Origin of the sequence: Enterobacter cloacae complex sp. 2024EL-00227 (genome assembly GCF_043945315.1) — a bacterium.
Classification (GTDB): domain Bacteria; phylum Pseudomonadota; class Gammaproteobacteria; order Enterobacterales; family Enterobacteriaceae; genus Enterobacter; species Enterobacter roggenkampii.
On record NZ_JBIMQP010000014.1, the window covers coordinates 1 to 24623 of the forward strand.

The window sequence follows — 24623 nt, forward strand, 5'->3', positions numbered from 1 at the left end:
AGACATTACTCACCCGTCCGCCGCTCGCCGGCAAAGTAGCAAGCTACTTTCCGCTGCCGCTCGACTTGCATGTGTTAGGCCTGCCGCCAGCGTTCAATCTGAGCCATGATCAAACTCTTCAATTTAAAAGTTTGATGCTCAATGAATTAAACTTCGTAATGAATTACGTGTTCACTCGTTGAGACTTGGTATTCATTTTTCGTCCGAGGACGTTAAGAATCCATGTCACTTTGAGTGCCCACACAGATTGTCTGATAAATTGTTAAAGAGCAGTGCAACGCGGCTTTCGCTCACCGTTGCGAGGTCCCGTATATTACGTTTTCCTCATTCAGAGTCAAGTGATTATTTTCGCTTTTCTCTGTTGGCGTTCATCTCTGAACCCCGCTAACCCGGCGGCCTGTAAGCCGTTGTTCCGTGTCAGTGGAGGCGCATTATAGGGAGTTCTCAGACGTTGACAACCCCTCTTTTAAAAAAAACTTTCAACCGTCTCTTTTTTGCTCAAAACCGTGCTATAGCGCCAGTTTTTCGAGCGTTTCAAAGCCATAACGGCGTAAAACGGGTAAAAGTTGTTCAGTTTCTTTTGTTAACGCCATACAAAACGCGATATTCGCATCCGTAGATTTCGCATCCGGGGCTTCATGCTCCAGCAACCATGCCGTACGACGGGCAATAGCCGCTCCGGAATCCACCAGGCGTGTCCCCTCCGGCAGCACCTCTAATAGCTCTTCCTGGAGTAGCGGGAAGTGGGTACAGCCCAACACAACGGTATCCGGGGGTTCAGGCATCCGCAGCCACGGACGAAGAATACGACGCAGCTCGTCGAGTGATACCGCCTTGCCATGCAGCTTCGCTTCCGCCATCTCTACCAGCTCAGCCGAACCGAGCATCGCAATCTGGCATTCGTTGGCGAAACGGTCGATCAGCTCGCGGGTATAAGGACGCTTTACCGTACCTCGCGTGGCCAGCAGGCCCACAATGCCGTTCGCCGTCAGACGCGCGGCAGGCTTTATTGCCGGGACGACGCCCACAACCGGGAACTGGAATTTTTCACGCAGGGCGGGAAGAGAAACGGTGCTCGCCGTATTACACGCAATAACGGCCAGCGCAAGGGGATAGCGCTTTTGTACCGCAGTGACGATTTCCACCACGCGCTCGACAATAAAATCTTCGCTCTTTTCCCCATACGGGAAAGCGACGTTATCGAAGGCGTAGATGTAATGGAGATCCGGCAGGAGATGCCGAATCTCATCATAGACCGAAAGCCCACCGACGCCGGAATCAAACACCAGCACGGTAGGGCGCGGATTAGAAGGTGTAGCTGCCAGACAAGGTGTATTCCCGTCCTGCAGTTTGGTAGCCATAAACTGTCTCGTAATCTTTATCGAACAGGTTGGCTATTTTACCACGAACTGTAAGGTGTGAGGTGACAGGATACGAAACTGCGACATCCCACAGGCTTACACCGCCCATTTTTACTTTCTCAGACGGGTAAGTACCAAAGTCAGTGTCGTAACGCGTACCGAGATAGTGATAAGTCAGGCTCCAGTCGAAATCATAGATCTGCGTGTCGAGCTGATATTTCACCTGCTGCTTAGCACGACGATCCAGAAGTTCGTTGGTTGCGGCATTTCGGGCATCTACGTAGTCATAGCCAACAGTATGCGTCAACGGACCCGTATCAAACGATGCTGTCGCTTCCACGCCTTTAATGCGCGCTTTACCGACGTTGTAATATTGCTGAAGGTTATTATCGAAGTCGATGAGATTATCAACGTCATTACGGTAGCCGGATACGCGCCAGCTCACGCCCGCCGTCAGGCCTTCAAACGCACCTTCCCACTGCTTGCTCTCTTCTGGATCAAGATGGTCATTGCCATAGAAACCGTAGAGTTGACCCAGATTCGGTGCCTTATAGGCCGTACCATAAGAAGCAACGAAACGGTAACCCTCCACGAACTCCCAGGCCGCACTGCTTTGCCAGGTGCCATGACGACCGAACTGAGAGTTGTCATCGCTGCGAACCGCCCCTTCCAGGGTGAAGTCACCAAACTGCTGCAGCCCGGTCAGGTAGACGCCGGTGTTACGCAGGTCGTAGCCGTTGGTCACGTAGTTTGTACCCGGCTCGGTGCTCTGCTTCTGCCAGTCAACGCCCGCGCCAATGTTCCCATGGCCAACATCAACGGAGTTGAGCCACTGGACGTTGTACTGTTTGATTTCATCCAGCGTGGCTGTCGAATCGTAGCGGCCTAAATTTGGGTCGTAGTTATAGTCCTTGCTGTAGCTATAGCTGGTGAGCAGCTGCGAATGGAAGATGTCATCGTTGAAGCGCAATCCTGCATCCCAGGTCTGGCTATAGAGCTGGCGGGTATCGACCAGTACGTCAGGGGTAAAGGAGCTGTAGTAGCCGTCGTAGGCCGTACGGTTGCTGTAGCCAAAGCCGCGCACAAAACCGCTCCACTGGTCTGAGAATGCGTGATCCAGTGCGCCGTAGAGTGTTTTATTCATAAAGCCGTCGCGATCGGTCTGGGCAAGGCCACCATTGTTGCCGTCCGCAACCACATCAAACCCTTTGGTATAGGTGTAATCACCCGCAAGCGTGACGCGCGTGCTGTCGCCCAGTGTTTGCTGAGTACTGCCGCCATAATTCTGGTAGCCGTGCGAGCCTACGCCAGCATTCAGCGTGGTACCGTCCTTCGCACGAGTAGTAATAATGTTTACGACACCACCAATCGCATCTGAGCCGTATACCGCCGAACGCGGTCCACGAACATATTCGATTCGCTGCACCAGGGAGATTGGGAACTGGCTGAGATCGGACGACCCCGTGACGCCCGCCTGGTTAAGGCGGATCCCATCTACAAGGATCAGGACGTGGCTGGAGTTGGTGCCACGGATAAAGAGAGAGGAGAGTTGCCCCATCCCACCACTTTGCGCCGTATCCACGCCGGGCAGGCGACGCATAACGTCCACCACCGAGGTCGACTGCCAACGGTCAATATCGGCACGCGTCACAACCGAGGTTGCAGCCAGAATAGTTTTTTCAGGTTGTTCAAAACGATTTGCCGTCACCACCAACGAGTCTGCGCTATCCTGCGCCCAGCCCGAAAATGCCGTGACGGACAACGCCGTCAGCAGCGATACTTTTTTAATCATTGTTAAAGCATCCACAATATAAGAAGGATGCCGCAGGCCTCATCGATAGCACGCGATGATGAAACCAAATGCGACGTGATCCCGGCAGGTCTTCGGGCTAGGTGGCTATATAAGGATGAAGACTTCCCATTTTCACAGTGTCTACAACGCTCATCCCGCCAGTCTTTACCGCTGCGCGTCAGCTCCAGATTTACACTGGATTCCCTTTTCACTCTCAGGAGACCGGAAACAGAATGCTACAATTAGACACGTATGGATGTCCAGACAGCTATTGGCCATTAACTCTGGACATCCCCTGAACAATGCCTACAATCGCCGCGTAATTCTTTATCACTCAGGACGCATCATGACCCCAGAACACCTCCCGACAGAACAGTACGACGCGCAGCTGGCAGAAAAAGTCGTCCGCCTGCAAAGTATGATGACGCCTTTCAACGCGCCCGTTCCCGAGGTGTTCCGCTCTCCTGTCAGCCACTACCGCATGCGTGCAGAGTTCCGCATCTGGCACGACGGTGACGACCTGTACCACATCATTTTCGATCAGCAGACGAAATCCCGCATTCGCGTGGACAGCTTCCCGGCAGCGAGCGAGCTTATCAATCAGCTGATGACGCTGATCGTTGAAGGCGTGCGTAACAACCCGGTGCTGCGCCATAAGCTGTTCCAGATTGACTACCTGACCACGCAAAGTAACCAGGCGATTGTCTCCCTGCTATACCACAAAGCCCTGAACGACGAGTGGCGCGAGCAGGCCGAAGCCCTGCGTGATGCGCTGCGTGCGCAGAACATCAACGTTCACCTGATTGGCCGTGCGACAAAAACCAAAATCATGCTGGATCAGGACTACGTCGACGAGCGCCTGTCGGTGGCGGGTAAAGAGATGGTCTATCGTCAGGTGGAGAACAGTTTTACCCAGCCGAACGCCGCGATGAACGTGCAGATGCTGGAGTGGGCGCTGAAGGCGACGGAAGGGTCTAAGGGCGATCTGCTTGAACTCTACTGCGGTAACGGCAACTTCTCGCTGGCACTGGCGCGTAACTTCGATCGCGTTCTGGCAACCGAAATTGCCAAACCGTCGGTGGCCGCCGCGCAGTACAACATTGCCGCCAACCATATCGACAACGTGCAGATCATTCGTATGGCCGCAGAAGAGTTCACGCAGGCAATGAACGGCGTACGCCAGTTTAACCGTCTGGAAGGAATCGATCTGAAGAGCTACCAGTGTGAGACGATTTTTGTCGACCCGCCGCGCAGTGGCCTGGACAGCGAAACCGAGAAGATGGTGCAGGCGTACCCGCGTATTTTGTACATCTCCTGTAACCCGGAGACGCTGTGCAAAAACCTGGAAACGTTAGGCCAGACGCACAAGGTTGAACGTCTGGCGCTGTTCGATCAATTCCCGTATACGCACCATATGGAGTGCGGCGTTTTACTCACGGCGAAGTAATGAAGACCTTGTAGGGCAGGTAAGCGAAGCGCCACCTGCCAAAAAGCCGGATGGCGCTTCGCTTATCCGGCCTACAAAACCCTTATCTACTCCGGTAACTGGCTCTTACGGCTACGCATGCGCGAGCCAATCCAGAACACCAGCGCAACAGACAGTACCGCAGGGAAGAAGTTAGAGCCGATATCCGGATACTCCGCGCGCACCACCGTGCTGTAAAGCAATACGCCCAGAATAAAGCAGGCGGCGGCCAGCCCCGGTAACCCCACCGGCATGGTGCGGTTCAGGTAGCGTTGATGCAGGCAGTACACCGTCAGCACCAGCGCAATCAGCGGGAAAATCGAAAACGGCACGATGGAGCTAAAAATAGCGGCGAACGTACCATTAATGGATAAGCCAGCGATCAATGCCAGCAACAGCGTCCCTTTATCCTGACCTGACTGTTTCATTACTCACCTTCACTCTTCGGTTTGATGTGCCAGTTTCTCTTGTTCACGGCGATACCAGTAGTACGCGCCTTTGGAGATCATCCTGAGCTGCAATACCAGTCGCTCTTCAAGCTGCTTGCGTTGTTCAATGCTGACATCCAGCGCTTCGGCACCTGCGCTGAAAACAATCGTCACCATCGCCTCGGCCTGTGCTTCGGTAAACGCACGCGGCATATGGTTTTCGAGTTCAAGATAGTCGGCAAGTTCCGCGATGAAGTGCTGAATTTCGCGCGCGACGGCGGCACGAAACGCCGCCGATGTGCCCGAACGCTCGCGCAGAAGCAGACGAAACGCGTTGGGGTTATTGCCGATAAATTCCATAAAGGTCGACACGGAGGTACGGATCACGCTGCCCCCTTTGGCGATACGCTGACGCGCCTGGCGCATCAGCTGGCGCAGCATCAAACCGCTCTCGTCGACCATGGTCAGGCCCAGTTCATCCACATCACGGAAGTGACGATAGAAGGACGTTGGCGCAATCCCGGCCTCGCGTGCAACCTCGCGCAGGCTCAAACTGGCAAAACTTCGCTCAGCACTCAGTTGACTAAATGCGGCTTCCACCAGCGAACGCCGGGTTTTCTCTTTTTGTTGTGCTCTTACGCCCATCACGATAGTTGAATCCTTCCAAAGGCCTGATGGCACTATACCAGAGAATAAAATTAATCTGTTTACCTGGCTTTGTGAATGATTGTTTACGTGCGGTTTGTGCTCCACTGCCGGAAAAAAGCACAACGATAATTGGGTTACTCTGGCAATGATGTTATGATTCTGTTGCTTTTATGTATAAGAACAGGTAAGCCTTACCATGCCACATTCCTACGATTACGACGCAATAGTTATTGGTTCCGGCCCCGGCGGCGAAGGCGCTGCTATGGGTCTGGTGAAACAGGGAGCCAGAGTAGCGGTCATTGAGCGCTACCATAATGTCGGCGGCGGTTGCACCCACTGGGGCACCATCCCTTCGAAAGCCCTCCGCCACGCCGTTAGCCGCATTATCGAATTTAACCAGAATCCTCTTTACAGCGACCACTCCCGACTTCTTCGTTCCTCTTTTGCCGACATCCTGAATCACGCGGATACCGTCATTAACCAGCAGACGCGCATGCGTCAGGGGTTTTATGAGCGTAACCACTGTGAAATTTTGCAGGGCAACGCGCATTTTGTTGATGAACACACCCTGGCACTCGAATGCCACGACGGATCGGTTGAAACCATCACCGCTGAAAAATTTGTGATTGCCTGTGGTTCACGCCCGTACCATCCGGCCGACGTGGACTTCTCGCACCCGCGCGTCTACGACAGCGACTCGATTCTCAGCCTGCACCATGAACCCCGCCACGTCATTATCTATGGCGCAGGGGTCATTGGTTGCGAATATGCGTCGATCTTCCGCGGAATGGACGTCAAAGTTGACCTGATCAACACTCGCGACCGCCTGCTGGCCTTCCTCGATCAGGAGATGTCGGACTCCCTCTCCTACCACTTCTGGAACAGCGGCGTGGTCATTCGCCACAACGAAGAGTACGAGAAGATCGAAGGCTGCGACGACGGGGTGATCATGCACCTCAAGTCCGGCAAGAAGCTGAAAGCGGACTGCCTGCTGTACGCAAACGGCCGTACCGGCAACACCGATTCCCTGCAGCTGGAAAATATCGGGCTTGAAACCGACAGCCGCGGTCAGCTGAAGGTCAACAGCATGTATCAGACCGCCCTGCCGCACGTTTACGCGGTCGGCGACGTGATTGGCTACCCAAGCCTGGCCTCCGCCGCTTACGACCAGGGACGCATTGCGGCTCAGGCGCTGGTGAAGGGCGAAGCGACGGCGCATCTGATCGAAGATATCCCGACGGGTATCTACACCATCCCGGAAATCAGCTCAGTCGGCAAAACCGAGCAGCAGCTGACGTCAATGAAGGTGCCTTACGAGGTGGGTCGTGCGCAGTTTAAACATCTGGCGCGGGCGCAAATCGTGGGGATGAGCGTGGGTACGCTGAAAATTCTTTTCCATCGCGAGACGAAAGAGATCCTTGGGATTCACTGCTTTGGTGAACGCGCCGCGGAAATCATTCATATCGGCCAGGCGATCATGGAGCAGAAAGGTGGTGGTAACACCATTGAGTACTTCGTCAACACCACCTTTAACTACCCGACCATGGCGGAAGCCTATCGGGTAGCCGCGCTGAACGGCTTAAACCGCCTGTTTTAACGCGTTGTCAAAATGGCCATCCATCGCACCGCGGATGGCCTCTGCCAGCTGCTCATAGCGGCTGCGCAGCGGTGAACCCGGGCGATAAACCAGGCCAATTGTACGACGCGGCTCTGGCTTAATGCACGGCAAGTAGACCACGCCATCACGTTTACGCTCGTGCGGCACCGCCAGCGCAGGCAGCAGCGTAATACCACTTCCCGCCGCGACCATATTTCGCAGCGTTTCCAGGCTGGTTGCGCGGAAGTGGGTATCTTCATCAGCACCCGCTTCGAAACAGAAGCCCATCGCCTGGTCGCGCAGGCAGTGGCCATCTTCCAGCATCAGCAGCTTTTCACCCGCCAGATCGGCCATCGGCACGCGATCGCGGTTCGCCCACGGGTGATCTTCATAGATCGCCAGCATCATCGGCTCATCGAACAGCGGCACTTCAATAAAGGCTTCACTCTCTTTTACCAGTGCCAGAATGGCGCAGTCGAGCTTGCCGCTGTCCAGCTGCGCCAGCAGTTGATGCGTCTGCGCTTCATGCAGGTACATTTCGAGTTTCGGGAACGTCTGGTGCAGCATCGGAATGATGTGCGGTAACAGGTACGGGCCAACGGTTGGGATCAGGCCAATATGCAGCGGGCCGGACATGGCCTCCCCCTGCTGGCTTGCCATTTCCTTGAGCACTTTGACCTCGCGCAGCACGGTGCGCGCCTGATCCACCAGCAGAAGACCTGCCTGTGTGAACAGAACCTTACGACTGGTGCGCTCCAGCAGCATCACGCCCAGCTCGTCTTCAAGCTTGCGGATCTGGCCGCTCAGCGTGGGCTGGCTGACGTGGCAGGAATCTGCCGCGCGGCGAAAGTGACGATGCTCGGCTAACGCTACCAGGTATTCAAGATCACGAATATTCATTATTCATCCTCCGTCGCCACGATAGTTCATGGCGATAGATAGCATAGCAACGAACGATTATCCCTATCAAGCATTCTGTTGAATAATACACCACATAGACGAGGCGGCACGTGTTTGACCCTTGACGTCCCCGCACCGTCAGCGAGTTTCTCTCAAAACTCGAACAACTAAAGCCAACGTGAACTTTTGCGGACCCCGTGGTCCGCTTTTTTTTGCGTAAAAAAGCCCAACTCAGGGTTGGGCTGGGGTTTTGTAGGTCGGGTAAGGCGAAGCCGCCACCCGACGTTTCAGGCATCAAATCAGGCGGTTTTTCGCCTCCGCAATGGCCTGCGCCACCTGCTTAGGCGACACGCCGCCTTTCGCCGCACGCTTATCCAGGCAGGACTGCAGCGCCAGAATCGGATACACATCATCCCCGATAGCCGCGCTGAATTTTTGCAGATCGGCCAGCGCCAGATCTTCCAGCGGTTTACCCTGACGAATGGCTTCCACTACCGCTTCACCGACAATATGGTGCGCTTCACGGAACGGTACGCCCTTCGCCACCAGATAATCCGCCAGCTCGGTAGAGTTCGCATAGCCCTGCTGCGCCGCTTCCTGACAGCGCGGACGCTTCACCTGAATGCCGTCCAGCACCAGCGCGCCCATATGCAGACAGTCGAGCCAGGTGTCGAGCGCGTCGAACAGCCCCTCTTTGTCTTCCTGCATATCTTTGTTGTACGCCAGCGGCAGCCCTTTCAGGGTCATCATCATGCCGGTCAGCGCGCCCTGCACGCGGCCACATTTCCCGCGGATCAGCTCCAGCGCGTCCGGGTTTTTCTTCTGCGGCATCAGGGATGAGCCTGACGTCACGCGATCGGACAGCTCAACGAAGCCCGCTTCACCGGAGTTAAAGAAGATCAGATCTTCAGCAAAGCGCGACAGGTGCACCATCCCGATAGAAGCATTGGAGAGCAGCTCCAGCACATGGTCGCGGTCAGAGACGCTGTCCAGGCTGTTACGGGTGGCGGAGGCAAAGCCCAGCCAGCCTGCCAGCTGTTCACGGTCGATTTCGTAAGCGGTACCCGCCAGCGCGCCGCTGCCCAGCGGGCTGACGTCCAGACGCTTCAGGGTATCCTGCAGACGGCTTTCGTCACGCGCCAGCATCTCAACGTAGGCCAGACACCAGTGCGCAAAGGTCACCGGCTGCGCGCGCTGCAGGTGGGTATAACCCGGCATCACCGCGTCCTGATTGTTCTGCGCGGTCTCCACCAGCGCGGTCTGCAGCTGACGGTTAGCCGCCAGCAGCTCCGCGACGGTATCTTTACACCACAGCTTCAGGTCGGTGGCGACCTGGTCGTTACGGCTACGCCCGGTGTGGAGCTTTTTACCCAACTGACCGACCTTGTCGATCAGCTTGCCTTCCACCCAGCTGTGAATGTCTTCGGCATCGCTCTGCAGAATTTGCTGCGGATCCAGACGCACTTCTTCCAGCAGATTGTTCAGCGCCTCTTCCAGCTGCTGCTGTTCGTCTGCGGTCAGTACGCCAACGGTCACCAGCGCTTTGGACCAGGCCACAGAGCCGACAATATCCTGTTCGGCCAGGCGGTAGTCGAAGCGCAAAGAGTCGTTGAACTGTTTGAACCGCTGATCCGCTGCCTGTGTAAAACGCCCACCCCAAAGTGCCATAACGAATTTCCTTAATGATGATATTTTTGCCCGGTGGCGCTGCGCTTACCGGGCCTACAAAATTCACGTAGGCCGGATAAGCGAAGCGCCATCCGGCACAGAATCTTAAGCCAGAATACGCGTGCCAATCGGCGTGCCGTTAAACAGCGCCGGCAATTGCTCCGCGTGACGCCAGGAGGCGATATCAACCGGGCGGCCCAGCGTGCGCGCCGCATCCAGCGCGGCGTTCACTTTGACGATCATGCCGTCGGTAATAATGCCCTGAGCAATCAGCTGCTCGGCTTTCTCAGCCGTCATTTCTGCAATGCGCTGGCCTTTTCCGTCCAGAATGCCGCTCACGTCGGAAAGCAGGATCAGGTCCGCACCCAGCGTTGCCGCCAGTGCAGTTGCCGCCTGGTCAGCGTTAACGTTCATCAGGTCGCCCTCTTCGGTCACGCCGATAGAGCTCACCACCGGCAGGAAACCGCCTTCCAGCAGCGTGTTAATCAGCTTAGGCGAACCCGGCTGCGCCAGTCCAACGTGACCGAGCGCTTCGTCGAGCTGGGTCACTTTTACGCTGTCGCCATCGCCCAGGTAGAGGCCAACGGAAGCAATGCGGTGTTTCTTCGCCCAGGACAGCAGGGTTTTGTTCGCTGTACCCGCCAGCGCACCGGTGATAATGTCAATCTGGTCCGCAGGCGTCACGCGCAGGCCGTTTTTCTTGATCACCGGCAGGTTGAGCCCTTTCATCAGCTCATCCACCACGCAGCCGCCGCCGTGCACAATCACCAGCGGACGTTGGTGTGATTCGCGATAGTTCACCAGCGCGGTAAACAGACGCTCCAGCGCTTCTTCGCTGTCCAGCAGTACACCACCGAGTTTGATAATTAATGGGTTCATCATCACACCTTAAATAAGAGCCTGCGTTTCCGGGAAACCGAAACGAATATTTGCACACTGCATTGCCTGAGCGGCAGCGCCTTTCAGTAAGTTATCTTCTGCGGCCACCACGATGAGATGCTCACCCTGCACGGCAAAGCCGATATCGCAGAACGGCAGGCCGACCACATTTTTCAGCGCCGGCACGCCTTTGTCGTACAGGCGCACCAGCGGTTTGTCCGCATACGCCTGCGTGAAGACCTCATTCACCTGCTCTTTGGTCACGCCCGGCTTCAGGCGGCAGGTAATGGTTTCGAGGATCCCACGCGGGAAGCTGCCCAGGTGCGGGGTGAAAATGACGTCCGCGCCCAGATGCGTCGTGATTTCAGGATGATGACGGTGGTTAAACACGCCATACGGCTGAAGGCTCACTTCGCAGAAGCTGTTGGAGATGGCGACCTTGCGCCCTGCTCCGCTCACGCCGCTGGTGGCGTTGATCACCGGCCACTGGTTCAGATCCAGCAGCCCGGCGTCGATCAGCGGCTTCAGGGAAAGCTGCGCCGCCGTCGGGTAGCAGCCCGGGACAGCAATCAGATCCGCTTCTTTCAGTTTGTCAGCGCTCCACTCCGCCAGGCCGTACACCGCTTTTTCAAGCAGATCCGGATGCTGATGGGTGAAACCGTAATATTTTTCGTAGAACGCGCCGTCGTTAACGCGGAACGCGCCGGAGAGGTCGAAGACCACGCAGCCAGCCGCCAGGAACTGCGGCGCCAGGTCGTGGCTGACCTCGTGCGCGGTGGCTAAAAACACCACGTCGACGCCGTCGGTAAACTCGCTGATGTCAGACATGGGCTGCAAAGGCAGATCGACCAGCCCCTTAAGCTGCGGATGCAAATCGGAAATTAACTTTCCTGCATCATTGCTTTGCGCTGACACGGTCAAAGCGGTTATGGTCATATGTGGATGGCGATTCACGTAGCTTACAAGCTCTGCGCCCGCATAACCGCTAGCGCCTACAATCAGCGTATTCAACATCGGGTTCCTTTATGCTCAACGTTAATGTATTTTTATTCACATTTATTGCATGAATATTGATACTATCACGACCTAAGGTGTGTCAACAATGAAAATGAACTTACCGCCATTTATCGAGATCTACCGCGCCCTGATTGCCACACCGTCCATCAGCGCAACGGAAGAAGCGCTGGATCAGAGCAATGAGTCTTTAATCAATCTGCTGGCGGGTTGGTTTAGCGATCTTGGGTTTAACGTTGAGGTTCAGCCCGTCCCCGGCACTCGCCACAAATTTAACCTGCTCGCCAGTACCGGAACCGGTGCGGGCGGCCTGCTGCTGGCCGGTCATACCGACACCGTGCCGTTCGACGATGGCCGCTGGACGCGCGATCCGTTCACCCTGACCGAGCACGACAACAAGCTCTACGGTCTGGGCACCGCCGACATGAAAGGCTTCTTCGCCTTTATCCTCGACGCGCTGCGTGACGTGGACGTGACGAAGCTGAAAAAACCGCTCTACATTCTGGCGACCGCTGATGAAGAAACCAGCATGGCGGGCGCGCGCTACTTCTCAGAAAACACGTCGATTCGTCCGGATTGCGCGATCATCGGCGAGCCGACGTCTCTGCAACCGATTCGCGCACATAAAGGCCATATCTCTACCGCCGTGCGCGTGCTCGGCCAGTCCGGCCACTCCAGCGATCCGGCGCGGGGCGTCAACGCCATTGAGCTGATGCATGACGCCATCGGCCGCATCATGACCCTGCGCGACGATCTGAAAGAGCGTTACCACTATGAGGCGTTCACCGTGCCGTATCCAACGCTCAATCTCGGCAGCCTGCACGGCGGTGATGCCTCGAACCGTATCTGCGCCTGCTGCGAGCTGCACATGGACATCCGACCGCTGCCGGGCATGACCCTGAGCGATCTGGATGGTTTACTGAACGAAGCGCTGGCCCCGGTGAGTGAGCGCTGGCCGGGCCGTCTGACGGTCTCGGAACTGCACCCGCCGATCCCGGGTTATGAATGCCCGCCGGACCATCAGCTGGTCGAAGTGGTGGAAAAGCTGCTCGGTGAAAAAACTGACGTGGTGAATTACTGCACCGAAGCGCCGTTTATTCAGACGCTGTGCCCGACGCTGGTTCTTGGCCCTGGCTCCATCAACCAGGCGCACCAGCCGGATGAGTATCTTGAAACCCGCTTTATCAAGCCCACCCGCGAACTGATTACCCAGGTTGTACATCATTTCTGCTGGCATTAATGACCTTTCCCCTCTCGGAAGAGAGGGGAAAATCCCGCGATCTCCGTCACATTTCCATAAGCATCTCTTATCTGACGCAATGCGAATTAAATTTCGTAAATTGCCCACATTTATTCGTTTGCTGAACCGTTTTCGCAGCAATTGACGACGGGGGTTTTACGTGGCTTTATAAAGGGAGATGACAAAATAATGTCCAGAAGATTTTCGCCTGGGCATAAACAAAAATGATGGGGTGACTGGGTTTTTATGAACGAACAATATTCCGCGTTGCGTAGTAATGTCAGTATGCTCGGCAAAGTGCTTGGAGATACCATCAAAGATGCGTTGGGGGAGAACATCCTCGACCGCGTTGAAACCATCCGCAAGCTGTCTAAATCTTCCCGTGCCGGTAACGAGGCCAGTCGTCAGGAGCTGCTCACCACCTTGCAGAACCTCTCGAACGACGAGCTGCTGCCCGTTGCACGCGCATTCAGCCAGTTCCTGAACCTGGCAAATACCGCTGAGCAATACCACAGCATTTCGCCAAACGGCGAAGCGGCCAGCAACCCGGAAGTCATTGCCCGCACCCTTCGTAAACTGAAAGACCAGCCAGACCTCAACGAAGCCACCATCAAAAAAGCGGTGGAGTCACTTTCGCTGGAGCTGGTACTGACCGCTCACCCAACCGAGATCACCCGTCGCACCCTGATCCACAAAATGGTGGAAGTGAACAACTGCCTGAAGCAGCTGGATAACAAAGACATTGCCGACTATGAACGCAACCAGCTGATGCGCCGCCTGCGCCAGCTGATTGCTCAGTCCTGGCACACCGATGAAATTCGTAAGCATCGCCCAAGCCCGGTCGACGAAGCTAAATGGGGCTTTGCGGTGGTGGAAAACAGCCTGTGGGAAGGGGTACCGAACTACCTGCGCGAGCTGAACGAACAGCTGGAAGCGAACCTGGGCTACCGTCTGCCGGTCGACTTTGTGCCGGTCCGCTTTACCTCCTGGATGGGCGGCGACCGCGACGGCAACCCAAACGTCACCGCAGAAATCACCCGTCACGTCCTGCTGCTGAGCCGCTGGAAAGCGACCGATCTGTTCCTGAAAGACATTCAGGTGCTGATCTCCGAGCTGTCGATGGTAGAAGCGACGCCGGAACTGCGCGCGCTGGCCGGTGAAGAAGGCGCCAGCGAGCCGTACCGTTTCCTGATGAAAAAACTGCGTGGTCAGCTGATGGCCACTCAGGCTTGGCTGGAAGCGCGCCTGAAAGGCCAGCGTCTGCCAAAACCAGAAGGCCTGCTCAGCCAGAACGAACAGCTTTGGGAGCCGCTTTACGCCTGTTATAAATCACTCCAGGCCTGCGGGATGGGCATCATCGCCAACGGTGAACTGCTCGACACCCTGCGTCGCGTGAAGTGTTTCGGCGTGCCGCTGGTGCGTATCGACGTGCGTCAGGAAAGTACCCGCCATACCGAAGCGCTGGGCGAGCTGACCCGCTATCTCGGCATCGGTGACTATGAAAGCTGGTCCGAAGCCGACAAGCAGGCGTTCCTGATCCGCGAGCTGAACTCCAAGCGCCCTCTGCTGCCGCGCAACTGGGAGCCAAGCAACGATACCCGCGAAGTGCTCAACACCTGTAAAGCGATCGTGGACGCACCGAAAGGATCGGTCGCGGCCTATGTGATCTCCATGGCGAAAACCCCATCCGACGTGCTGGGCGTTCACCTCCTGCTGAAAGAAGCGGGCATCGACTACGCCCTGCCTGTCGCCCCGCTGTTTGAGACCCTCGACGACCTGAACAACGCCAACGACGTGATGAGCCAGCTACTGAACATCGACTGGTATCGCGGCTTTATTCAGGGCAAACAGATGGTGATGATCGGCTATTCCGACTCCGCAAAAGATGCGGGCGTGATGGCGGCATCCTGGGCGCAGTATCAGGCGCAGGATGCACTGATCAAAACCTGCGAAAAAGCCGGTATCGAGCTGACCCTGTTCCACGGACGCGGTGGCTCAATTGGCCGTGGCGGCGCGCCTGCTCACGCAGCACTGCTGTCACAGCCGCCGGGAAGCCTGAAAGGCGGCCTGCGCGTGACCGAGCAGGGCGAGATGATCCGCTTCAAGTACGGCCTGCCGGAAGTGACCATCAGCAGCCTGTCGCTTTATACCAGCGCGATCCTGGAAGCCAACCTGCTGCCACCGCCGGAGCCAAAAGAATCCTGGTGCCGCATCATGGACGAGCTGTCAGGCATCTCCTGCGATCTGTATCGCGGCTATGTGCGTGAAAACAAAGATTTCGTTCCTTACTTCCGTTCAGCCACGCCTGAGCAGGAGCTGGGTAAACTGCCGCTGGGCTCGCGTCCTGCCAAGCGTCGTCCGACCGGCGGCGTTGAATCCCTGCGTGCAATCCCGTGGATCTTTGCCTGGACGCAGAACCGTCTGATGCTGCCCGCCTGGCTGGGTGCCGGTGCCGCACTGCAAAAAGTGGTGGAAGATGGCAAACAGAGCGAACTGGAAACCATGTGCCGCGACTGGCCGTTCTTCTCTACCCGTCTGGGAATGCTGGAGATGGTCTTCTCGAAGGCCGACCTGTGGCTGGCGGAATACTACGATCAGCGCCTGGTGAAGCCAGACCTGTGGGCGCTGGGCAAAGAGCTGCGCGAACTGCTGGAAGGCGACATCAAAGTGGTGCTGGACATCGCTAACGACTCACACCTGATGGCGGACCTGCCGTGGATTGCCGAGTCTATCCAGCTGCGTAACATCTACACCGACCCGCTGAACGTCCTGCAGGCAGAGCTGCTGCACCGTTCGCGTCTGGCAGAAGAAGAAGGGAAAGAGCCGGATCCACGCGTTGAACAGGCGCTGATGGTGACGATTGCGGGCGTTGCGGCAGGTATGCGTAACACCGGCTAATGCTTTACGCCCGGCGGCGCTGCGCTTGCACGGGCCTACGATAAGTAGGCCGGGTAAGCGTTAGCGCCACCCGGCAAATTTCGGTAGTCTCCTTATGCATTCCGATATCACCCAGATTTTGACAGACCTGGTGAACCGCACGTTACCGCTGGGTCAGATTCATTTCTCAGCGCTGGCTGAACAGCATCCCCGAACCTCTCCCTGCCTCGGCATTACCCTTGACACACCCTGCGAGGCGATTTTTTCTTTTTTTGGACAAATTACGCATCCTGCGCCTCACGCCCTGAGCATACATTTCGGTAAGCAGCAGCTTACAATCGAGTTACAGCATGACAATGTGCTCTTACAACAACTCCAGGTTGCCCGACGTGGTCCGCGAACGGGGGCTTTTCTTCTGCAAACGCTCACCGAATTACAGATGCAGCCAGAAGAGCAGGACACAGCAAGGCTGGTGGTTTTAAGCCTGCTCAGCCACTGCCGGGATCTGCTTGGAAGCGAAATTCACACCGACAGCCGCAGCCGGGCACTGTTCGAAGCCGTTCGGAGCTATATCGAAGAAAATTATGCCTCTTTGTTAACTCGCGAATCCGTGGCACAGGCGTTCTACATCTCACCAAACTACCTTTCCCATCTATTCCAGAAAGTCGGCAGCGTCGGATTCAATGAATATTTAACAAAAACGCGCCTGGAACATGCGCGTCAGCTGCTGAAAGGCTACGATCTCAAAATTAAAGATATCGCCACACGCTGTGGATTTACGGACAGCAACTACTTTTGCCGTCTCTTTCGCAAGCACACCGAACGTTCCCCTTCCGAATATCGACGCCAGTACCACAGCCAGCTGATCGCCAAAAAGTAGCATTGTGATCGCTCTCTCACTTCGCCAAGGACATTACATTTGTCCAGTATTTGGCAAAATTGACCTGTATTCGCCGCGCCTGGGTGCGCCGTATCCTTTATTCAACCTTTCTGACTTAAGGAAAAATAATGGAACTGTACCTGGATACCGCCAACGTGGCGGAAGTTGAACGCCTGGCGCGCATTTTTCCCATAGCGGGCGTCACCACCAACCCGAGCATCATTGCCGCCAGCCGTGAATCCATCTGGGACGTGCTGCCGCGCCTGCAACAAGCCATCGGGCCGGAAGGTACGCTGTTTGCTCAAACCATGAGCCGCGATGCCGAAGGCATGGTGGCGGAAGCCAAACGTCTGAGTAACGCTATTCCGGGCATTGTGGTGAAAATCCCGGTGACTGCTCAGGGACTTATCGCAATTAAGGCCTTGAAAAAAGAGGGGATAACCACGCTGGGCACCGCCGTTTACAGCGCGGCGCAGGGCTTGCTCGCCGCACTCGCAGGGGCGAAATATGTCGCGCCGTACGTCAACCGCGTCGACGCGCAGGGCGGTGACGGCATTCGCATGGTTCAGGAACTGCAGTCCCTGCTGGAGCTGCACGCGCCGGACAGTAAAGTGCTGGCCGCCAGCTTCAAAACGCCGCGTCAGGCGCTCGACTGCCTGTTGGCAGGATGTGAAGCAATCACGCTTCCCTTAGACGTAGCGCAACACATGCTCGGTACGCCGGCGGTAGAGTCAGCCATAGAGAAGTTCGAGCAGGACTGGAAAAACGCGTTTGGTAACCTCAACCTCTAAGGGAGAACTGTTATGGACCGTATCATTCAATCGCCGGGGAAATATATCCAGGGCGCGGATGTGCTGACCCGTCTCGGCGACTATCTGAAACCCCTGGCAAACCGCTGGCTGGTCGTCGGCGATAAGTTTGTGCTGGGTTTTGCCGAAGAGACCCTGCTTCAGAGTTTTAAAAAAGCCGAACTGCATGCCGAAATTGCGCCGTTTGGCGGCGAATGTTCGCAAAATGAAATCGATCGCCTGAAAAAGCTGGCCGACAGCGCCGACTGCCTGGCGGTGCTGGGTATTGGTGGCGGTAAAACGCTGGATACCGCGAAAGCGCTGGCTCACTTTATGGACGTGCCGGTCGCCATTGCGCCGACTATCGCGTCCACCGACGCGCCGTGCAGCGCCCTTTCCGTTATCTACACCGACAGCGGCGAGTTCGAACGCTACCTGATGCTGCCACACAACCCGAACATGGTCATTGTGGATACGAAAGTGGTAGCAGGTGCGCCTGCACGTCTGCTGGCCGCCGGGATTGGCGACGCGCTGGCGACCTGGTTTGAAGCACGCGCCTGCTCGCGCAGCGGCGCGACCACTATGGCCGGGGGTAAATGCACACAGGCGGCATTAGCGCTCGCCGAGCTGTGCTACAACACGCTGGTTGAAGAGGGTGAAAAAGCGATGCTGGCGGCGGAACAGCATGTGGTGACGCCTGCGCTGGAACGCATTATCGAAGCCAACACCTATCTCAGCGGCGTCGGCTTTGAAAGTGGCGGGCTAGCGGCTGCACACGCTATTCATAACGGCATGACGGCGGTGCCGGACGCGCATCACTTCTATCATGGGGAGAAAGTGGCGTTTGGTACGCTGACGCAGCTGGTGCTGGAAAACGCGCCGGTAGAAGAAATTGAGACCGTCGCGGCGCTTTGCCACAGCGTAGGGCTGCCGATCACCCTGGCACAGCTGAACATCAAAGAGGATATTCCGGCCAAAATGCGTCTGATCGCCGAAGCCTCATGTGCGGAAGGAGAAACGATCCACAACATGCCGGGGGGCGTCACGCCGGATCAGGTGTATGCGGCGCTGCTGGTAGCAGACCAGTATGGACAGCGATTCCTGCAGGAGTGGGAGTAATAAAAAAGCCGGGTGGCGCTGCGCTTACCCGGCCTACATGGCACTTTAATTTGTAGGCCGGGTAAGGCGTAGCCGCCACCCGGCACACTGGCTACTTCACGTCAAACCGATCCAGATCCATGACCTTCGCCCAGGCGGCAACGAAGTCGCGGACAAACTTCTCATGCGCATCATCGCTGGCGTAAACCTCGGCCAGCGCGCGCAGGACGGCGTTAGAGCCGAAGACCAGATCGGCGCGGGTGGCGGTATATTTCACTTCACCGCTGGTGCGATCGCTTCCGGCAAACAGCTCATTAGATTCGTCGGTCGCCTTCCACTGCGTGTTCATGTCCAGCAGATTCACGAAGAAATCAGTGCTCAGCACGCCTTCGCGGTTGGTGAACACGCCGTTTTTACTGCCATCAAAGTTGGCACCCAGTACGCGCAGGCCGCCAATCAGCACCGTCAGTTCTGGCGCAGTCAGCGTCAGCTGTTGGGCTTTATCAATCAGCAGAGACTCCGTGGTGGACACATCTACCTGCGCACGGTAGTTGCGGAAACCATCGGCAATCGGTTCGAGCAGGTTAAACATCTCGATATCCGTCTGATCCTGACGCGCATCAACGCGGCCCGGCGTGAACGGTACGGTGACATACACACCTGCCGCTTTTGCGGCCTGCTCAACGCCTACCACACCCGCCAGCACGATGATATCGGCCAGAGAGGCTTTGTTGGTGGTGCGCTGGATAGCTTCCAGGGCTGGCAGCGCGCGAACCGCCGCAGCGTTCACGTCCCAGTCACGCTGAGGCGCCAGCGCCAGACGCGCGCCGTTGGCACCGCCACGCTTATCGCCACCGCGGAAGGTCGAGGCTGACGCCCAGGCAACGGAAACCAGTTCGCTCACGGAGAGACCAGAGGCAGCGATTTCCGCCTTCAGGCTTTCAATGTCTTCTTTCGTCGGATTGAACACCGCCTGCGGCAGCGGGTCCTGCCAAATCAGATCTTCTTTCGGCACTTCCGGGCCAAGGTAACGCGATTTTGGCCCCATATCACGGTGGGTCAGCTTGAACCAGGCACGCGCGAAGGCTTCGTTGAAAGCCTGCGGGTCGTTCAGGAAGCGGCGGGAAATCTTCTCGAATTCCGGATCGAAGCGCAGCGTCAGGTCGGTGACCAGCATGGTAGGCTTGCGTTTTTTCGACGGGTCGAACGGATCGGGCATGATTTCCGGCGCATCCACGGCTTCAAACTGAATCGCCCCTGCCGGGCTGCGGGTCTGTACCCATTCGTATTTGAACAGGTTCTCGAAGAAGTAGTTGCTCCACTGGGTCGGGGTTTGTGACCAGATGACCTCCAGCCCGGAGGTAATGGCATCAGCACCAACCCCCGTGCCGTGCGTGCTGGCCCAGCCCAGGCCCTGTGCTTCAATCGGTGAGGCTTCGGGGTCGGTACCCACGTGGGTGGCTTCACCCGCGCCGTGAGTCTTGCCGAGGGTGTGGCCGCCTGCAATCAGCGCGACGGTCTCTTCGTCGTTCATGCCCATGTTGCCGAAGGTTGCGCGAATCGCAGCCGCCGCTGACAGAGGTTCACCGCTGGCGTTCGGCCCTTCCGGGTTCACGTAGATCAGGCCCATTTCGGTGGCTGCCAGAGGACGCTTAGCCAGCGCTTCCGGGTCACGGTGGGTCAGCCAGGCTTTTTCATCACCCCAGTTCACGTCCAGATCCGGTTCCCAGACGTCTTCACGCCCGGCACCAAAACCAAAGGTACGGAAGCCGGAGTTCTCCAGCGCCACGTTACCCGCGAGGATAAACAGGTCGGCCCAGGAGATTTTTTGTCCGTATTTTTTCTTGATAGGCCACAGCAGACGGCGCGCTTTATCCAGGCTTACGTTATCCGGCCAGGAGTTCAGTGGCGCAAAGCGCTGTTGACCGCGTCCTGCCCCACCGCGCCCGTCCACGGAGCGATAGGTACCCGCACCGTGCCACGCCATACGGATAAACAGGCCCGCATAGCTGCCCCAGTCGGCAGGCCACCACGGTTGAGAGTCGGTTAAAAGTGCTTTGAGGTCGCCTTTAAGGGCAGAGTAATCAAGCTTGCTGAATTCTTTGCGGTAGTCGAAGTCTTCACCCAGCGGGTTCGAACGATTGGAATGTTGGTTAAGAAGATCGATGCGGAGTTGTTTTGGCCACCAGTCGCGGCTGCCTGTACCTGCGCCCGCGCTGTGATCGACGCCGCCCTGATGGAACGGGCATTTGCCGACTGATGCCGCTTTATTGGTCTCGTCTGACGTGCTCATCGCTATGCTCCCTTTTACAGTGTTACCGTTACGATATACACCACTAGCAATAAGTTATAGTTGAATTAATCCACAGATTCGATAGCTGATACCTTTTAACTTTTTACCCTGTTAAAAAGCCCTCTATTTAAGAGGGCTTTTGGTGTTTTACGCGGGGCGAACGCCCAGAGTATGGCAGATGGCATAGCTCATCTCCGCGCGGTTTAGCGTGTAGAAGTGGAAGTCTTTCACCCCTTCACGGCTTAAGATTTTCACCATGTCCATCGCGATATTGGCCCCCACCAGCTTGCGGGTTTCCGGGTCATCATCCAGACCTTCGTACATTTTGGACATCCACAGCGGGATGCGCACGTTGGTCATATCGGCGAATTTCTTCGCCTGTTTGAAGTTAGAGACCGGCAGAATGCCCGGGATAATTTCAACGTCGATGCCCGCGGAGACGCAGCGGTCACGGAAGCGCAGGTAGCTTTCGACATCAAAGAAGAACTGGGTAATGGCGCGGTTGGCACCGGCCTCCACTTTACGCTTGAGGTTAAGCAGATCCGCCTGGGCGCTTTTCGCTTCCGGGTGAACTTCAGGGTAAGCAGCCACGGAGATATCGAAATCTGCCACCTCTTTCAGCAGCCCGACCAGGTCGGCCGCATACATCTCTGGCTTGCCGCTGCCGGGCGGGAGGTCGCCGCGCAGTGCGACAATATGACGGATGCCGTTATTCCAGTAGTCCTGGGCGATGGCACGCAGCTCGTCGCGGGTAGCGTCGATACAGGTGAGGTGCGGCGCCGCTTCCAGACCGGTACGATCTTTGATGCCTTTAATGATGCTGTGCGTACGGTCACGCTCGCCAGAGTTCGCACCGTAGGTCACGGAGACAAACTTTGGTTTCAGGCTGCTGAGACGATCGATAGAGCTCCAAAGGGTTTGCTCCATTTCACTGGTGCGCGGCGGGAAAAATTCAAAAGAGACGTTAATCTGACCGTTTACTTCGGCCAGGCTCTGGTTCAGTGCTTCCCGCTGGTTGGCGTGAAAAAAGCTCATACCCTACCCCTATCAATCGCGTGTCATTGTCTGTTGTTTTGTGAACTTCTATACGTTTAGACGTCCAGATGTAAAAATGACGGAAAAGCGGAGGGACGTCAATAGAAATAATCAACAATAACGGTGAGGTTTGCTCAGGGAAGATGAGGGAAATTCATGATGGGGGTGAGTGCATCAGACTGCACTCACCCTAACCCTCTCCCACAGGGAGAGGGAAATTGAATTTTTACAGCAGCTTAGCCAGACGGTTGATGTCGGACTGGATCGCTCCTGCGGTGACGTCGCGCCCGGCGCCCGGGCCGCGGATCACCAGCGGGTTATCGCGGTACCAGCGGCTTTCGATGGCGAAGACGTTATCGCACGGCAACAGCGCCGCCAGCGGATGTTCAGGACGCACCGCCTCGACACCGACGCGCGCTTTTCCGTTGGCCTCAAAACGTGCCACGTAGCGCAGCACCAGCCCCATCTCGTTCGCCGCTTCCAGACGCTGCACCATCTGCTCGTTAAGCTCTTCACCATTTTCAAAGAAATGATCCACAGAACCCTCTTCACAGCCGGCAGGCACCAGCGACTCGACGCGGACGGCATCCGGCTCGATGTCATAACCGGCTTCGCGCGCCAGGATCACCAGCTTACGCATCACGTCTTTACCGGAGAGGTCAACGCGCGGATCGGGTTCCGTTAAGCCCTGCTGCCACGCCTGATCCACCAGGTCAGTGAACGGCACGGTGCCGTCAAACTGCAGGAACAGCCAGGAGAGCGTACCGGAGAAGATACCGCTCAGCGCCAGAATGCTGTCACCGCTTTCAATCAGGTCGCGCACGGTGTGGTTTACCGGCAGGCCCGCGCCCACGGTGGCGTTATACAGCCAGTGACGGCCGGTTTTTTCAAACGCGTCGTGGATCTGGCGGTATTTATCGGTGCTGCTTGCCCCCGCCAGTTTGTTCGCACTGATGACGTGGAAACCGTGGCTGGCGAAATCAAGATACTGATCGGCAAGCTGTTCGCTGGCGGTAACGTCCAGCACCACCAGATCGTCATACGGGTGCGCGCGCATCCACAGGAACAGCGACTCTTCATCCTGCTCAACGGCTTCATCATTAAAGAAGGCAAGGGCGCGGCTGGCATCCAGCCCTTCGTAGTTCAGCAGGCTGCGGCGACTGTCCACCACGCCTGCGAGAATAAATTCAAACCCGGTACGCGCCGAGAGCGTGACCTGTTCGCGGGCGAACAGCTCCAGCCAGCGGGAACCGATGTTGCCTTTACCAAACAGCACCAGGCCGATGCGTTTTTCCGCGCGGAACAGAGAGGTATGCAGACCCTGAATCAGGCTTTCGGTTGGCCCTTTGCGCAGAACGGCAACCAGGCTGATGCCCTCTTCCGACTGCCAGGTGAACTCTACCGGCTGGCCTTTCAGCTGCTGCCAGAAGCGGTGGCAGTGCAGCGGGTTACGGGTGACGCCCGCGCCCACCATCGCCACCAGCGCCAGCCCCTGACGCAGGCGAAGTTCGCCCGGCAGGCCTGCTTCATCCAGAATTTTCAGCGCGCTGTCCGCCACTTCTGCGGTATAGCAGAACTGCAGCAGCTGGCGGTCATTATGCACACCCACGGCCAGCGGACGCACCTGGGCGCGTTTCAGGATCGTGTCGATCTCTTTATGTGCCAGCCTGAAGTCCTGGCCCGCAGGAACCTGGAACTCAATCAGGCAGATGTCGTCGTGGCTGGTAACAATACGCGCCCCGGTACCAGAGGCCAGCACGCGCTCAATGCGCGTGGAGCCTTGATCCGGGGTGTAGCTGCAGCGCAGCTGCAGGTCGATATCGCTACCGGAAACCGGCTGCAGCGTACGGGCGTGCAGCACCGGTGCCGCCAGACGCGCCAGCTCGCTGGCTTCATCCAGGCGCAGCAGCGGCAGCAGGCAGGCATCTTTTACTTTGCGCGGGTCCGCGCTATAAACACCGGCCACGTCGCTCCAGATGGTGACGCGGGACACGCCCGCCAAAGCACCGATTTGCGTCGCCGAGTAGTCGGAGCCGTTACGGCCCAGCAGCACGGTTTCACCCGCGTTGCTGCGGCTGATAAAGCCGGTGACCACAATGCGTTTGCCCGGATGCTGCACCAGCAGCTGCTGCAGCAGCGGGTAGGACAGGCCTTCATCCACCTGCGGCTGCGCGGCGCGTTCGGCACGCAGGAAATCACGCGCGTCAAGCCAGGCGGCGTCCACACCCAGGTGTTGCAGAACCGCAGCCATCAGGCGCGCGGACCATACTTCACCGTGGCCCACCACTTCGGCATACACCGCATCGGTAATGCCGCTGTCCAGCAGAGCGGCCAGACGCTCAAGATCGTGCGTGAAGGCGCTGATCAGCCCGTCCGCCACGTCCGCAGGCAGCAGGCCGGCAATCAATTCGCTCTGATAGCGACGTAATGACTGTTGCACCTGATGCGCAGAAAGGCGATCGGTCTGGCTCAGTTTCAGCCAGCTAATCAACTGGTTGGTGGTGCTGCCCGCCGCCGAGACAACCATCATGTCACCCGGCTGTGAATATTCCGTCATGATCCCTGCGACACGCAGGTAACATTTCACATCAGCAAGACTACTACCACCAAACTTATGCAGTTGACGACCCTTCGCCCCTGCCTGCGCTATCACACTCATG

General features: G+C 57.0%; 18 protein-coding genes, 1 rRNA gene and 1 riboswitch. Of the genes, 7 read left to right on the top strand and 12 right to left on the bottom strand.

Translation table 11 applies throughout. The features are described 5' to 3' along the window. From ACHH0Z_RS20350 to btuB, 3 genes are all read right to left on the bottom strand, one after another. Positions 1-125: ribosomal RNA gene (locus ACHH0Z_RS20350) — 16S ribosomal RNA — on the bottom strand; the annotation flags it as partial. A gap of 384 nt (positions 126-509) precedes the next feature. After that, positions 510-1361, bottom strand: coding sequence for a glutamate racemase (gene murI, locus ACHH0Z_RS20355; protein ID WP_045408730.1), 852 nt, complete (start codon positions 1359-1361; stop codon positions 510-512). Then, positions 1306-3153, bottom strand: coding sequence for a TonB-dependent vitamin B12 receptor BtuB (btuB, locus tag ACHH0Z_RS20360; RefSeq protein WP_045408728.1), 1848 nt, complete (start codon positions 3151-3153; stop codon positions 1306-1308). The genes murI and btuB overlap by 56 nt, the downstream gene beginning before the upstream one ends. Before the next feature lie 65 nt (positions 3154-3218). Continuing rightward, positions 3219-3395: riboswitch (cobalamin riboswitch) on the bottom strand. A 104-nt stretch (positions 3396-3499) separates the two neighbouring features. Here btuB and trmA point away from each other — a divergent pair. Next, the gene (gene trmA, locus ACHH0Z_RS20365; protein ID WP_045408727.1) at positions 3500-4600 is read left to right on the top strand and encodes a tRNA (uridine(54)-C5)-methyltransferase TrmA; all 1101 of its coding nucleotides are present in this window, start codon (positions 3500-3502) and stop codon (positions 4598-4600) included. 86 nt (positions 4601-4686) lie between these two features. On the opposite strand, the gene ACHH0Z_RS20370 is transcribed toward trmA, so the two are convergent. Together ACHH0Z_RS20370 and fabR are read right to left on the bottom strand one after the other, a co-directional pair. Continuing rightward, on the bottom strand, positions 4687-5046 hold the full coding sequence (locus ACHH0Z_RS20370; RefSeq protein ID WP_008501783.1) for a YijD family membrane protein: 360 nt from the start codon (positions 5044-5046) through the stop codon (positions 4687-4689). A gap of 9 nt (positions 5047-5055) precedes the next feature. Next, complete coding sequence (fabR, locus tag ACHH0Z_RS20375) at positions 5056-5694, bottom strand: HTH-type transcriptional repressor FabR (RefSeq protein ID WP_008501784.1); 639 nt, start codon at positions 5692-5694, stop codon at positions 5056-5058. 196 nt (positions 5695-5890) lie between these two features. Here fabR and sthA point away from each other — a divergent pair, with 196 nt between their 5' ends. Further along, entirely contained in the window at positions 5891-7291 is a 1401-nt protein-coding gene (sthA, locus tag ACHH0Z_RS20380) for a Si-specific NAD(P)(+) transhydrogenase (protein ID WP_008501785.1), read from the top strand. On the opposite strand, the gene oxyR is transcribed toward sthA, so the two are convergent. From oxyR to argC, 4 genes are all read right to left on the bottom strand, one after another. Next, positions 7274-8191, bottom strand: coding sequence for a DNA-binding transcriptional regulator OxyR (gene oxyR, locus ACHH0Z_RS20385; RefSeq protein ID WP_023326303.1), 918 nt, complete (start codon positions 8189-8191; stop codon positions 7274-7276). The two genes, sthA and oxyR, sit on opposite strands and share 18 nt — an antisense overlap. Positions 8192-8485: 294 nt before the next feature. Beyond that, positions 8486-9859 (bottom strand): argininosuccinate lyase, encoded by a 1374-nt coding sequence (gene argH, locus ACHH0Z_RS20390; protein ID WP_025912294.1) that lies wholly within the window; start codon positions 9857-9859, stop codon positions 8486-8488. 105 nt (positions 9860-9964) lie between these two features. Continuing rightward, on the bottom strand, positions 9965-10741 hold the full coding sequence (gene argB / locus ACHH0Z_RS20395) for an acetylglutamate kinase (RefSeq protein ID WP_102046713.1): 777 nt from the start codon (positions 10739-10741) through the stop codon (positions 9965-9967). A gap of 6 nt (positions 10742-10747) precedes the next feature. Continuing rightward, the gene (gene argC / locus ACHH0Z_RS20400) at positions 10748-11752 is read right to left on the bottom strand and encodes an N-acetyl-gamma-glutamyl-phosphate reductase (protein WP_045408723.1); all 1005 of its coding nucleotides are present in this window, start codon (positions 11750-11752) and stop codon (positions 10748-10750) included. Between the two features lie 88 nt (positions 11753-11840). On the opposite strand from argC, the gene argE reads away from it, so the two are divergent. The 5 genes from argE (at position 11841) to ACHH0Z_RS20425 (ending at position 18656) form a co-directional block, all read left to right on the top strand. After that, entirely contained in the window at positions 11841-12992 is a 1152-nt protein-coding gene (gene argE, locus ACHH0Z_RS20405; RefSeq protein ID WP_008501790.1) for an acetylornithine deacetylase, read from the top strand. Positions 12993-13238: 246 nt separating this feature from the next. Then, positions 13239-15890, top strand: coding sequence for a phosphoenolpyruvate carboxylase (gene ppc, locus ACHH0Z_RS20410; RefSeq protein ID WP_045408721.1), 2652 nt, complete (start codon positions 13239-13241; stop codon positions 15888-15890). Positions 15891-15984: 94 nt separating this feature from the next. Next, positions 15985-16749 (top strand): AraC family transcriptional regulator, encoded by a 765-nt coding sequence (locus ACHH0Z_RS20415; RefSeq protein ID WP_008501792.1) that lies wholly within the window; start codon positions 15985-15987, stop codon positions 16747-16749. 128 nt (positions 16750-16877) lie between these two features. Further along, positions 16878-17540 (top strand): fructose-6-phosphate aldolase, encoded by a 663-nt coding sequence (gene fsa / locus ACHH0Z_RS20420; RefSeq protein ID WP_021242818.1) that lies wholly within the window; start codon positions 16878-16880, stop codon positions 17538-17540. 12 nt (positions 17541-17552) lie between these two features. Then, on the top strand, positions 17553-18656 hold the full coding sequence (locus ACHH0Z_RS20425) for a glycerol dehydrogenase (protein ID WP_045408719.1): 1104 nt from the start codon (positions 17553-17555) through the stop codon (positions 18654-18656). A gap of 91 nt (positions 18657-18747) precedes the next feature. Here the strand turns inward: ACHH0Z_RS20425 and katG are convergent, their stop codons facing one another. From katG to ACHH0Z_RS20440, 3 genes are all read right to left on the bottom strand, one after another. Next, positions 18748-20928 carry a catalase/peroxidase HPI gene (gene katG / locus ACHH0Z_RS20430; RefSeq protein WP_023293593.1) on the bottom strand — a complete coding sequence of 727 codons (2181 nt, stop codon included), beginning with the start codon at positions 20926-20928 and terminating at the stop codon, positions 18748-18750. A gap of 147 nt (positions 20929-21075) precedes the next feature. Then, complete coding sequence (gene metF, locus ACHH0Z_RS20435) at positions 21076-21963, bottom strand: methylenetetrahydrofolate reductase (protein ID WP_008501796.1); 888 nt, start codon at positions 21961-21963, stop codon at positions 21076-21078. A 226-nt stretch (positions 21964-22189) separates the two neighbouring features. After that, positions 22190-24622, bottom strand: coding sequence for a bifunctional aspartate kinase/homoserine dehydrogenase II (locus tag ACHH0Z_RS20440; RefSeq protein ID WP_032654099.1), 2433 nt, complete (start codon positions 24620-24622; stop codon positions 22190-22192). Position 24623 lies beyond the last annotated feature (1 nt).